Below are 12,243 nucleotides of genomic sequence, written 5' to 3'. Positions count from 1 at the left end.
GTGCCGCCGGCTGCGCCCGCTCATCGGCCGGCCGCTGCGCCCGCGGCGCGGCGACGGCATGGCCGAGCAGCTCCACGTCAACGGTGAGCAGGGCCTCCCGGTCGGCGTCGTCGGTCCACGGGGCCACGGCGCCGTCGGTCTCGGTGAGCACTCCGAGGTCGATCAGGTGGCGCAGCGCGGCCACCAGTGCGCGGCGGTCCACGATGCCGGTCCCCAGGTCCAGCCCGGCTTCGGCGCCGGCGGCCCGCACCTCGGCGACCAGGCCCGAGAGCAGGGCCTGTCCGCTGGAGCCGGCCAGCACGGCCAGGACCAGCGCCAGGTAGGCGTAACCGCGCGGGGTGAACGGGGCGCCGTTGGTCTTGTGCGCCCTGCGTACGCCGTCGGAGGCGCGCGGGGGCTTGTACAGCCGGGCGAAGGTCGGCTCCACGACCAACCGGTAGCCGAGGTAACCGGCGAACAGCGCCTGCAGCCGGTCGGCATAGCGGCGCACGGCCCCCAGGGTCTCACCGTCGGCCCCTTCAGCCCGCAGCAGCGGGCGGCGGAGCAGCACCCGGGCGCAGCGCCGCACCTGGGCGGCCTCGATGGCGTCGAGCCCCTCCAGCGCGGCCCTGTCGTTGCGGTCCAGCGGGGTCTGCGGGCTCACGGCAGCGCCCCGGTGGTGCCCGCGGCCGCATCGGCGTTCAGGCGCACCTCGACACCGTGGAGCTCCAGCGAGCCGAACGCCGATCCGACGCGGGCGACCTCGCCGGCCGGCCGCGGCCGCAGCTCCAGGGTGAGGCCGGAAACCGGGTCGCCGGCCCTTCCCTCCTCGGAGGGGACCTCCCGGGAGGCCCCGGCGAGGGTGAGCAGCTCGCAGAACAGCTCCAGGGCACCGGCCGACAACCGGGCCCCCGCGAGGTCGGGGATCGCCGCGGCGAGTTCGCTGACGGCCGAGGCGCGGCGCTCCTTGCGGCGCGCCTCCTCCTCCAGGAGTACGGCACGCCCCAGCGGATCGTCGCTCACGCGCGGGATCTGCCCGCCGGGTGCGCGTTCACCGCGGGTGCGCACGTTCACCTCGACGTCGACGCGCGCGCCCTCGGTCCAGGAACGGCCCGGGTCCGGGGCGTCGTCCTCCGCGGGGACGGCGAGGTGCCGTGCGGAGTACAGCCCGAACGCGGCGGCGTAGAGGTCGTGGGCGTCCTCGGGGGCCGCCTCGTCGAAGCGGCGCGCCAGGGCGAGCAGGTCGCGGCGCCGCCCGGGATCGACGCCGCCCGTGCCCGTGACCCGCTTGACGTTGGTCAGCAGCGCGGTGATGGCCCTGCTGGTCGCCTCACGCAGGCCGTCGACCTCCGAGGGGCGGCCGGGGCGGCCGATGAACCAGTCGGTCAGGCCCGCCCAGTCCCGCTCGCGGCGCCCGGGAGCGCGCTCCATGAGTTCGGTCTGGCCGAGCCGGGTGTCGCTGGGGGTGAGGTCGCCCGCGCCCGCGCCGAGCAGCGGGATCAGTTGGCTCCGCTGCCGGTTGAGGGAGGTCAGCCGTTCCACGATCGGCTCGGAGTGGCGGAGCACGTCCTGGGCGATCAGCTCGACGTACTCCAGCAGCATGTGCTTGAAACCGGACGTCTCGGCGGGGGCGAGGTCGTAGCGCGCGATCACCGACCCGAGGTAGGCGTAGAAGTCGCGGACGGCGGCGGCGAACTCGTCGTGCTGCAGGAAGAGCGTGGTGAACTGCTGGGACAGCTGCTCGCGCAGCGAGCGCGCCGACGCCGCCCCGGGGCCGCGGCCGCGCTCGGCCGCGAGTGCCTCGCCGAGCGTGCGCTGGATGTCGGCCAGGCCGCGTTCGATCGCCGGGAGCAGCTCCCGGGAGACCTCGCGGGCGCCTTCCGCGACGGTCAGGACGTCGTCGGCGTCGCGCTGCACCCGCATGGCGAGCTTGGCGACCTGGTACCGGACGCGGCTGCGGGTGAACTCGGCGATCGTGGCCGCGGGTTCGCGCCGGCCGGGAACCAGGTTGCCCCAGCGGGCCAGCTGGTCGAGCCGGTCGATGACGGTGTCGAGGTGGGACTCCCCGTCGTCGATCTCGCCGCGCCGCTCGGCCTCGGCCAGTGCCGCCGCGACCTCCCCCGCCCCGAGGTCGGCCAGCAGGGTGGAGGTGAACAGCCGCATGATCGCCAGGTAGGTGCGGCGCTCGGGTGCGCTGAGGTAGGCGTAGAGCCGCAGCCGCTCGGGGGCCCGGCCGGGACTCCCCGAGGGGCCGTCGGCCTCGTTCACCGGTGCGGCGGCGGGGTCCGCCCGCACGCGCGGGTCCGGGTCGGCTTGGTAAGGCATGACGTGCCCCAACCTAGTCCCTCCCGGTGACAGGCGCGGACACTCCGCGGCGTGCTCCCGGGCCGGGCCGCGGTCGGTACCGGCCGGACGCCTCGCCCGCGGAGGCCGGGGAGGGCACGCCCGTGCCGGACCCTCCCGCTTAGGGGACGATGAGCGCGAGCGCCTCGGCGACCAGGGCGTCCCGCTCCTCTCCTTCGATCTCCACGGTGTGCTTCATCGTCAGCAGCAGTCCCGTCGACGTCTCCTTGGTCCCGGTCAGCTCGATACCGTCGCGCACCCGCGCGCCCACCTTGACCGGCTGCAGGAAGCGCACGCGGTTCAGCCCGTAGTTGATCCCCATCGTGGGTGCCTTCTGGAGCGTGTAGACCTGCGGGCCGAAGTAGGGAAGGAGGGACAGCGACAGGTAGCCGTGCGCGATCGTGGTGCCGAACGGCCCCTCCGCGGCCCGTTCGGGATCCACGTGGATCCACTGGTGGTCGCCGGTGGCGTCGGCGAACCGGTCGATCCGGTCCTGGGTGATGGTCAGCCAGTCGCTGTAGCCCAGGTGCTCCCCCTCGGCGGCGGCCAGCTCCGAGACATCGGTGAAAGTCCGCATGATCTACTCTGCTCCCTGCGTTCCGGTTGGATTCCGGGAACGACTCTAGCCCGTACCGACCGGATGGTCTGTGGGGTGGGTCACACGTGCAGTCCGCGCTTGCGGTCGCGCGGGCCGAGGGAGACCGACTCGGCGGTGAGCCTGCGGACGGACTCCTCGTCGATCTCGTGGCCCAGTCCCGGCTGGGTCAGCGGGATCGGGGTGATGCCGTCGTGCGCGCGCACCGACGGGGTCACGACCTCGCGGCTGAACCGCCCCCCGGCCCCGGGCATCTCGCTGGGCAGGGTGATGCCGGGCAGGGCGGACAGCGCCACGATCGCCGCCCGGCCGACGCCGGACTCCCCGTCGGACCCGCACCACACCCGCCAGCCGGCATCGGCCGCGCGGTCATGGGCGCGGCGCGCCGGTGTGAGGCCGCCCAGCCGGGCCACCCGCAGGTTCAGCGCGTCCGCGGCCTCCGTGCGGATGGCGTCGTCCAGTGTCTCCAGTGAGGTGACCGAGGTGTTCAACGCGATGGGGGTGCGCAGCTCGCGGTGGAGGCGGGCGTGCGCCGCCAGGTCGTCGTCGGCGAACGGCTGCTCGATGGCCAGCAGACCGTACTGGTCGAGCGCGCGCAGTCCCGCGAGGTCATCGGGGGACTCGGTGTACCGGCCGCCCCCGTTCACCTGTAGCACCAGGAAGGGGAAGCTCTGCTGGACCGCCTGCACGACATCGGTGTCCCATCCCGGCCCGATCTCCAGCCGGATGCGCCGGAAGCCCGCGCCCACCTGCCGGTTGACCTCCAGCACCAGGGATTCCAGGGAGGGCTGGCGGCCCAGTGTGACCCCGGCGGTGATGGCGGTGCGGTCGCCGCCGAGCGTATGCGCGAGTGGGGTGCTGCGCTGCCGGCTCCACAGATCCCAGCAGGCGACATCGAGACCGGCCGCCACAGTGGGCCACCACGGGAGGTCCGCCCAGGCATGCGGTGCCTCGGTGGGGCGCTGCCAGGGGTAGCGCAGCAGCGCCGGCGCGAAGTCCTCTGCCAGAGCCTGCCACTCACCGGACTCGATCGCGGGGATCTCCCCCCAGCCGCTGACGCCGTTGTCGTCGGTCACGCGGACCAGGGCGTGCCGGGCGAAACGGGGCTGGGCGCCGGCGCGCCCCTTACGCGATCCCGGGTGGACCAGCGGCAACCGGAGGAGAAACGCGTCGATGGTCGCGATCCGTGTGACTGTTGCCGGTTCCGTGCGTGACACGCGCGCTCTGCCTCCATACGGCCTGGATTCAGCGAGGGGGATTCGCCCTCACCTGACGGTATCCCCCTCTTCTGGTGCCTAACCACCTCGGGCGACCGCCTCGCGGGTGGAGCGAGCCCATCATTTCGTGGCGCCGAAGACGACCGAGGAGGGCAGCTCGTGGCGCTCGGCCGCACCGAACCGCTTGCGTACGGCCTCCTCGACCGTGCTCAACTCCTCCACTGTGAGCGCGAACCGGGCGGGGCGCCGGTGCCAGGTGATGACCGACCGCCCGCCCGGCCGCAGGACGCGGTGGAACTCGGCGAGGCAGTCGTCCAGGCTCGGCCACATCGCGACGGTGTTCACCGAGACCACGAGGTCCATGGACGCGTCCTCGCACCCGGTGGCCTGCGCACCGGCCCGCCGGACGCGTACCCGGCCCGCGCGCGCCGCCTCGGCGTTGCGCCTGAGCGCCATACGGACCATCTCCGACGAGGGGTCGACCCCGGTCACCGTCACCCCGCGGTGGCGCGCCAGCAGTTCGATCAGGACACCGGGCCCGTGCCCGACCTCCAGGACGTCCTCCTCATCGCCGATCCCGAGGAAGCCGGCGACCTCCGTGTTCTGCGCGCGGTTGGCGCGCGCCATGATCCACCCCGCGAGGTGCCCGATGAGTCCGCGGGGCAGGGCGAAGGGATTCGCTCCGGGCTCACTTTCGGTCCACAGTTCTCGCCGCCGTGCCATCGTTCCTCCCTCTCCGGGCGCCCCCAACGGACTCGGCCCGACCCCGCGCGCCGGCATGCGGGCCGACCGGGGCCATGGGGAGAACGTTCCCGGGTAGCGGGAAACAACGCACGGTGACGGAAACCGCGGGCCGACGGGTCCGCGGCACACGCTGGTGCACGCGACCGCGGCACGGCGAGGTGGGACAAGGGGCGGAGGCGGTGGTGCGATCCGCCCCTTGTCCCTACCGCCGCCCTCAGCCGGCGAGCGCCTCCTCGACCGTGCGGTACTTCAGGCCGTGCGCCTCGGCCACGGCCTCGTTGGTGAGGTCACCCTCGAAGGTGTTCAGGCCCTGGGCCAGCGCGGGGTCGTCGGCCAGCGCGCGCCGCCACCCCTTGCCGGCCAGTGCGAGGGCGTAGGGCAGCGTGTCCTTGGTGAGGGCGTGGGTGGAGGTGTTGGGCACCGCTCCGGGCATGTTGGCGACGCAGTAGAAAACGGTGTCGTGCACCGCGAAGGTGGGGTCGGTGTGCGTGGTGGGGTGCGAGTCCTCGAAGCACCCGCCCTGGTCGATCGCGATGTCGACGAACACCGCACCCGGCTTCACCCGCGAGACGAGTTCGTTGGAGACCAGTTTGGGCGCCTTGGCGCCCGGGATCAGCACGGCGCCGATGACCAGGTCGGACTCCAGAACCGCCTGCTCCAGCTCGAACTTGTTGGAGACCACCGTCTTGACGCGCCCCCGGTACAGGTCGTCGGCGTGCCGCAGCTTGCCGACGTTGAGGTCGAGCAGCGTCACCTCCGCGCCCATGCCGACGGCGATCCGCGTCGCGCTCATCCCCGCGACCCCCGCACCGATGACGGTGACCTTGGCCGGGCGCACGCCCGGAACACCGCCCATGAGCACACCCCGACCCCCGTTGGGGCGCTGCAGCGTGAGGGCGCCCACCTGCGGAGCGAGCCGCCCGGCGACCTCTGACATCGGCGCCAGCAGGGGGAGGGACCGGTCGGAAAGCTGCACCGTTTCGTAGGCGATCCCGGTGACCTTGCTGTTCAGCAGAGCGTCGGTGCACGTGCGGGAGGCGGCCAGGTGCAGGTAGGTGAAGAGGGTCTGGCCCTCCCGCATCCGGTGCGACTCCTCGGCGACGGGCTCCTTGACCTTCAGGATGAGGTCGCCCTCGCCCCAGACGTCATCCGCTGTCCGGAGAATGCGGGCGCCGGCGGCGGTGAACTCCTCATCGCTGATGGAGGAGCCGATTCCGGCGTCGCGTTCGATCAGCACCTCGTGCCCGTGGGTGACCAGTTCGTGGACACCGGCCGGGGTGATGGCCACGCGGTACTCGTGGTTCTTGACTTCTCGTGGCACGCCGACGCGCACTTTTCCCTCCTCGCATCATCTTTGATCATGAAGTTTCTAGCGGCGCAGCCCCCGGCTTCGGCCGTGGGGAGGAAGTCGAACATCTCCCACTGCGGGCATCTCCTACTGTGGGGCCGCCGGCATGCGGCGGGCCACCTGCAACATGCCTGGCGATGCGAGCTCTTCTTAACAGAGTGTAAGCGGAGGTGGCGCCGTCCTTCACGTCACGGCGGGACGGCGCCGCCCCGCCGGTGCACCGGGGCCGACCCGGGCCGAATCCGGAACCGGGAACACGGCGCGGCCCGAGACCCAGGTCCCCAGCACCCGCCCCGTCAGCCGCCGGCCGGCATAGGGCCCGCGGTCGTCGGAGGGGACCTGCTGCTCGCTGTCGGGGCAGAAGGCCGCCAGGTCGGCGTCGCCGCCGATGGCAATGGTGCCCTTCGCTCCCAGGCCCAGGAGGCCGGCCGGACGGCCGGATGTCCAGTCGGCGAGGTCGGCCAGGCCGCGTCCGCGGCGCGCGGCCGCCGTCCACAGTGCGGGCAGCGTCCACGGGAGCGCCGCGATCCCGGTTCCGGGGCGATGGCCGGAACCGATCGTCGTGATGACGGGGTCGTCGCTCAGCAGCGCGTTCCACAGTGCCGTGCGGTTGGCCGCGGAGCGCAACGGGGGACGCGCGCCGAAGTCGCTGGGCATCTGCTCGGCCGACAGGCACAGGTAGTGCGGGCAGGTGTGAGCGCTGACGGTGATCCCGAGAGAGCGCGCGGCGGCCAGGAGCGCCGTGCACTCCGCCGCGCTGAAAGGGCAGACATGCGCCCGCGCCCCCGCCGCGCGGGCCGCGGCGATGACCCGCTCCAGACCGCGCCGTTCCGCCCGGGAAGGCCGCTCAGCAGGCGCGCATCCGATGCCGCCGCGGTCCTCCTTGGCCGCCAGTTCACCGGCGTCCTCCGTGTGCACCAGCAGAGGGGCGCCGATCGCCGCGAGCTCCACCATAGCCTTGCGTAACCCGGCTTCCTGTACAGCGGCGATGTCCGGGGCGCCGCCGTCGGAGAGCGAGCACTGGAAGGCAACGGCCCCCGCCGTGTGCAGCCCCGCCAGGTCGGTGGGGGAGGTGCGGCGGGTGATCCCGCCGAGGAAGACCACGTTGAGGCGTCCCCCCGAGTCGGCGGCGGCCTCCGTGTGGGCCCTGAGACCGGCCGTGTCGGTGATCGCCGGACGGGCCGGTGCCGGTGCGACGGCTATGGTGGTCACCCCGCCGCGCACCGCGGCGCCGGCCGTCCGCGCGTATCCCTCCCGCAGCGGCTGGCCGGGCTCCTGCACCGCGATGTTCATATCGACGCAGCCGGGCAGCAGCGCCACGGTGCCGAGATCGGTCTCCTCAGGGCTGCTGAGGGGGGCGTCGTAGCCGCCGATGGCCGAGATACGCCCGCCGCTGATACCGAGTGCCGCCGGGACCACGCCTTCGGGGGTAACGGTGCGCTGCGAGCGGACAACCAGATCGAATTGCGGCACGGGAATCCTTTCGTCGTTCGTTGCGACCGGTCCGCGCGATGCCGGGACCGCGGGAAATCGCGGGTAACGAGAACCTTGCGACACCGACCAGTGTCAGGAAAAAGCGGGTAACAGCGGACATGTCGCGTCGCGCTGCGGGGAGCTGGTCCGCTATCGTCGCCCTGTGGCCGATGACCTGCGGAAACCTTCCCCTCCAACCGTTACTCCGCGGAACGCGGAGTATTTCCATGGGGCACCGATTATTGCCAACTCACTTTCCGGATCTGGTGGGAATCCGAATAATCATGGGGGAGATATGCGACTGCCACGCGGCCGGCGGCTGTGGGCCGTCTTCGCCGCGCTCGGCGCCTGTGGTGTCGCCCTGGTCGGCGGACTCGCCGTCGCGGGCATGCTGGCCTGGGTGGAAGCGCTGCAGCTGGCCGCGCTCGGGATCCTCGGACTGGGAGCCGCGGGACTCGGTGTCCTGCTCCGCCGCTGCGCCATCCAGATGCACCGCCTCCGCCGGGCGATCGAGGACTGCGCGCGGGGTGTGCCCGAGGCGCTGGGTGCCGACCGGACCGAGGTCCTCGACCGGGTGGAGGCCACGCGGGCGGCCCTGGCGGAACTGCGCCGGCGCGAGCTGCCCGGCCTGGCAGCGGACATCGCCCGGCAGGTGGAAGACGGCCAGGGCCGCCGGTTCGCGAAGCTGACCGAGCACGTGTCCCGCCAGGGCCGCAACGACTACGAACAGCAGGTGGCCTGGCAGGAACTGCGGGAGTTCCTACGCCCGGGGCCGTTCATGCCGGCGCTGCGCGGCTGGGCCGCGTCCCCCGACGTCCTTCGCGTGGTCGTCGGCGCTGTCCGCAGGCACCCGCCGGAGCTGGTCGTCGAGTGCGGCAGCGGGGCCTCGAGCGTCTGGCTGGGGTATGCGCTCCGCCGGGCCGGAACGGGGCGGCTGGTGGCGCTGGAACACGACGAACGTTACGCGGAGCTCTCCGGGCGCCTGGTGCTGGAGCACGGGCTCGACGACATCGTCGAGATCCGGCACGCTCCATTGCGGAACTGGACGCCCTCCGCGGCGGACGCACCCGACCCGTCGGGCCAACCCTGGTACACGCTGGACGCCGTGGCCGACCTGGAGGGCATCGACCTGCTGTTCGTGGACGGCCCACCGCATTTCACCGCGACCGAGGCCCGTTATCCGGCCGGACCGGTACTGCTGCCGCGCTGCTCCGCCGGTGCCGTCGTCGTCCTCGACGACACGATCCGCGCCGAGGAGCGGGCCGTGAGCGACCGCTGGCTCGCCGCCATCCCCGGGCTCGTGCGCGAGGAGGTGGCGGCGGAAAAGGGAGCCCACGTCTTCAGCTGGCGGAGGCGGTGACCGGGCGGTCCGGCCATGAGAGCAAGCGGCGCCGATGGCCGGTTCGTCCCCATTCATCCCAAGGGTGTGGCCGACACGTTGTAGTACTGTGCTTACCCTGATTCAGGGTGGTGTTCGCGTTTGCGCATCGCAGATTCGCTCGCCGATGGCGCCGGCACAGCGGCAGAGCTGGTGCCGTGGCTGCTGGGCGGGCTGGGCCTGCTGTTCGGAGCGGTCATCGCCGCGGTGGTGATACACCACCGTCCCCGGAAGTAGTGAGCTCTACCACGACGGAGTGGCAACGCGTGGCATCCACCGACATCCGCGAGCCCGATTCCTCACGGCAGAACGACATGGAGACCATCGTCGTGATCTCCATCGTCGCGGTCGCCGCATGCCTGATCGCGCTGCTCATCGCGCTGAGCGCCGGGAGCGCGGTGACCGCCCAGGTCATCCCCGGCCTGCCCGACGCGGGCTCGCTGACCCGCTGGGGCCTGCCGCTGTCCAAGACCGTCATGGACGTCGCGGCGGTGCTGACCGTGGGGCTGCTGCTGCTCGCCGCGTTCCTGCTGCCCAACACCAAGGGGAAGCCGAGAGACCAGGCACTGGGCTACGTGCGGGCCACGTCGTGGGCCGCGCTGACGTGGGCGGTAGCGGCCGGAGCCACCCTGATCTTCCAGCTCTCCGAGACCCTGGGCCGGCCGCCCGGGGAGATCATCGGCGACCAGCTCACCAGCTACGCCGGGCAGAGTTCGCAGGGTGTCGGACTGATGTTCGTCATCCTGCTGACCACGGCGGTGGCGCTGTTCGGCCGCACCGTCGGCTCGGTCGCGGGGATCATCGCCCTGCTGGGCATCGCCCTCGCCGCGGTGGTCCCGCCCGCGCTCACCGGGCACTCGGCGTCGGCCGGCAGCCACGAGCTCGCCATCATCGGCCTGGCGTCGCACGTGCTCGCCCTCTGCGTGTGGATCGGCGGGCTCGCCGCGGTGACCTTCCATACGCTGCGCCCCAAGGGTGAGCACGCGCGGGTCGCCGTCGAGCGGTTCAGCCGGCTGGCCCTATGGGCCTACATCGGTGTCGCCGTCGGCGGGATCGCCAGCGCCGTGAGCCGGCTCTACGCGGTGAGCGACCTGTTCATCACCGCCTACGGCCAGATGGTGCTGGTCAAGATCATGTTCTTCGGCGTGCTGGGGTTCCTCGGGTGGGCGCACCGCCGCTCGATCCTGCCGCGCATCGCCGAGCACGGCGGCCGCGCGCGGTTCGCCCGCTTCGCCGGGGGCGAGCTGACCATCATGGCGGCCCTCATCGGCGTGTCCGTCGCACTGAGCCGCACCTCGCCTCCGTTGCCGGTGGTGCGCGACATCGAACCGGCCGAGATCGTGCTCGGGTTCCCGATGCCGCCGCCGATGAGCCCCGCGACACTGCTCACGCTCTGGCGGCCGGATCTGTTCTTCATCCTGCTCGTGGCGATTCTGGGCGGGCTGTACGCCGCGGGTGTCGTCCGGCTGGTACGGCGCGGCGACCGGTGGCCGTGGGGCAGGACCGCCGCCTGGGCGGCCGGCCTGCTGACCCTGGTGGCGGCGACGCTCACCGGGCTGGGCACCTACGCGATGGTGCTGTTCAGCGTGCACATGGTGCAGCACATGGTGCTGTCGATGATGACCCCGATCCTGCTGGTGCTCGGCGCGCCCGTAACGCTCGCCCTGCGTGCCCTCAAACCGGCTGAGCGGCGCGGCGACCGCGGACCGCGCGAGTGGCTCACCGCCTTCCTGCAGAGCAGGTTCGCCCAGGTCATCACGCACCCCGCGGTGGCGACGCCGCTGTTCGTGCTCAGCCCGTACGCGCTGTACTTCACAGCGCTGTTCCCGGCGCTCATGAGCGACCACCTCGGCCACCTGATCATGAACATGCACTTCCTGGTGGCGGGTTTCCTCTTCTACTGGATCATCATCGGGGTGGACCCGGGCCCGCGGAAGATGCCCTACCTGCTGCGCATCCTGCTGCTGCTGCTCACCATGGGGGTGCACGCGTTCTTCGGCATCGCGATCATGATGCAGACGGCGCCCCTCGCCCCGGAGTACTACGCGCAACTGGACGTGCCTTGGGGCTCCGGTGTCGGTGAGGACCAGTACGCCGGGGGCGGTATCGCCTGGGCCGTCGGGGAGATCCCCACCCTGCTCGTGACGATCGCCCTGGTCGCGCAGTGGGCGCGGGATGAGGAGCGCACCGAGCGTCGCAGACAGCGGCACAGCATGCGGGAGGCTCCGACGACGCCGACATGGACGCCTACAACGCCTATCTCCAGGAGCTCGACCGGCGCGCGAAAGGGCAAAGATAGCCGCCCGCTCCGCCGGCGTCCAGGGGGATGAGCCGAGAGCGGAATCGTCGTGATCCGGACGAAATCTCTGGTGTCCGGAACGGGAAACGGGTTAGCTCGGGTCATGGCGAATTTTCGATTCGGGGTCAACTTCGGCGATGTTCTGGTCGACGACTGGGCGGAGTTCTGCCGGACCAGCGAGCGACTGGACTACGACGTCCTCCTCGCCCCCGACCACCTCGGCGCGGCATCCCCGTTCGCGATGCTGGGCGCCGCAGCGGCGGTCACAACGCGGGCGCGGCTCGGCACTCTGGTCATCAACAACGAGTTCTGGAACCCGGCGATACTCGCGCGGGAGGCCGCCACTGTGGACAGGATCTCCGGCGGCCGGCTGGAACTCGGTCTCGGCGCCGGACACATGAAGTCGGAGTTCGACAACGCGGGGATCCCATGGCGCCCGCACGCGGAGCGTGTCGAGAGCCTGGAGCGGAGCATCGGTGAGCTGGACCGGCTGTTCGCCGAGGACGGCCAGCAGCCGTTACCGCATCAGGTGCCGCGCCCTCCGCTGCTGATCGGCGGGCACGGGGAGCGGGCGCTCGACCTGGCCGCCAGACACGCCGACATCGTCGGATTCAGCGGTGTCACGCAGATCAAGGGCGCGAAGATGGGGACGTTCCGGCTGGCGAACAACGACGAGACGCTGCGGCGCGTCGAGTACGTCCGCAAGCGCGCCGGCTCGCGCGCCGACGCGCTCGAATACAGCGTCCTCATCCAGGGTGTGCTCATCACCGACGACGCGGAGGGCAAGGCCGCCGAACTGGCCAAGACCTACGGGGGCGCCGGTCTGGACACCGCCCAGGCGATTCTCGACAACCCCTACGTCCTGGT

General features: G+C 72.0%; 10 protein-coding genes and 1 pseudogene. 4 read left to right on the top strand and 7 right to left on the bottom strand.

Annotated features, from left to right (window positions below):
- The 7 genes from VS93_RS24300 to VS93_RS24270 all read right to left on the bottom strand — a co-directional run.
- The coding region (locus VS93_RS24300) for a DUF2398 family protein (RefSeq protein ID WP_156185003.1) at positions 1-643 on the bottom strand (643 nt) is incomplete at its 3' end.
- Positions 640-2,304, bottom strand: coding sequence for a DUF2397 domain-containing protein (locus VS93_RS24295; protein WP_082127161.1), 1,665 nt, complete (start codon positions 2,302-2,304; stop codon positions 640-642). The genes VS93_RS24300 and VS93_RS24295, both read right to left, overlap by 4 nt.
- Positions 2,305-2,443: 139 nt before the next feature.
- Positions 2,444-2,899, bottom strand: a complete 456-nt coding sequence (locus VS93_RS24290) for a MaoC family dehydratase (protein WP_046472192.1) — start codon at positions 2,897-2,899, stop codon at positions 2,444-2,446.
- 80 nt (positions 2,900-2,979) lie between these two features.
- Positions 2,980-4,134, bottom strand: coding sequence for an enolase C-terminal domain-like protein (locus VS93_RS24285; protein ID WP_046472191.1), 1,155 nt, complete (start codon positions 4,132-4,134; stop codon positions 2,980-2,982).
- Between the two features lie 120 nt (positions 4,135-4,254).
- On the bottom strand, positions 4,255-4,857 hold the full coding sequence (locus VS93_RS24280; protein ID WP_046472190.1) for a class I SAM-dependent methyltransferase: 603 nt from the start codon (positions 4,855-4,857) through the stop codon (positions 4,255-4,257).
- Positions 4,858-5,092: 235 nt separating this feature from the next.
- On the bottom strand, positions 5,093-6,211 hold the full coding sequence (gene ald, locus VS93_RS24275) for an alanine dehydrogenase (protein WP_046472189.1): 1,119 nt from the start codon (positions 6,209-6,211) through the stop codon (positions 5,093-5,095).
- Between the two features lie 198 nt (positions 6,212-6,409).
- Positions 6,410-7,699, bottom strand: coding sequence for an amidohydrolase family protein (locus VS93_RS24270; RefSeq protein WP_046472188.1), 1,290 nt, complete (start codon positions 7,697-7,699; stop codon positions 6,410-6,412).
- 295 nt (positions 7,700-7,994) lie between these two features.
- On the opposite strand from VS93_RS24270, the gene VS93_RS24265 reads away from it, so the two are divergent.
- The 4 genes and pseudogenes from VS93_RS24265 to VS93_RS24255 all read left to right on the top strand — a co-directional run.
- Complete coding sequence (locus VS93_RS24265) at positions 7,995-9,059, top strand: class I SAM-dependent methyltransferase (RefSeq protein ID WP_046472187.1); 1,065 nt, start codon at positions 7,995-7,997, stop codon at positions 9,057-9,059.
- A 120-nt stretch (positions 9,060-9,179) separates the two neighbouring features.
- A complete protein-coding gene (locus VS93_RS32670) occupies positions 9,180-9,314 on the top strand; it encodes a hypothetical protein (RefSeq protein WP_269082886.1) in 135 nt (44 codons plus the stop codon).
- A 77-nt stretch (positions 9,315-9,391) separates the two neighbouring features.
- Positions 9,392-11,376: pseudogene (locus VS93_RS24260) on the top strand (cytochrome c oxidase assembly protein).
- A gap of 103 nt (positions 11,377-11,479) precedes the next feature.
- Positions 11,480-12,243: TIGR03621 family F420-dependent LLM class oxidoreductase (locus VS93_RS24255; RefSeq protein ID WP_046472186.1), on the top strand; the 764-nt coding region annotated here is incomplete at its 3' end.

The sequence above is a fragment of the Allosalinactinospora lopnorensis genome (assembly GCF_000981225.1).
In the GTDB taxonomy this organism is placed as follows: Bacteria; Actinomycetota; Actinomycetes; order Streptosporangiales; family Streptosporangiaceae; genus Allosalinactinospora; species Allosalinactinospora lopnorensis.
Note: the sequence above shows the minus strand (reverse complement) of the source record. Positions and strands in the feature narration are given on the sequence as shown.

Excerpts from the sequence above, each read along its gene's own strand:
- VS93_RS24280 (WP_046472190.1), bottom strand. The coding sequence starts at position 4,857 with ATGGCACGGCGGCGAGAACTGTGGACCGAAAGTGAGCCCGGAGCGAAT.
- VS93_RS24295 (WP_082127161.1), bottom strand. The coding sequence starts at position 2,304 with ATGCCTTACCAAGCCGACCCGGACCCGCGCGTGCGGGCGGACCCCGCC.
- VS93_RS24265 (WP_046472187.1), top strand. The coding sequence starts at position 7,995 with ATGCGACTGCCACGCGGCCGGCGGCTGTGGGCCGTCTTCGCCGCGCTC.
- VS93_RS24290 (WP_046472192.1), bottom strand. The coding sequence starts at position 2,899 with ATGCGGACTTTCACCGATGTCTCGGAGCTGGCCGCCGCCGAGGGGGAG.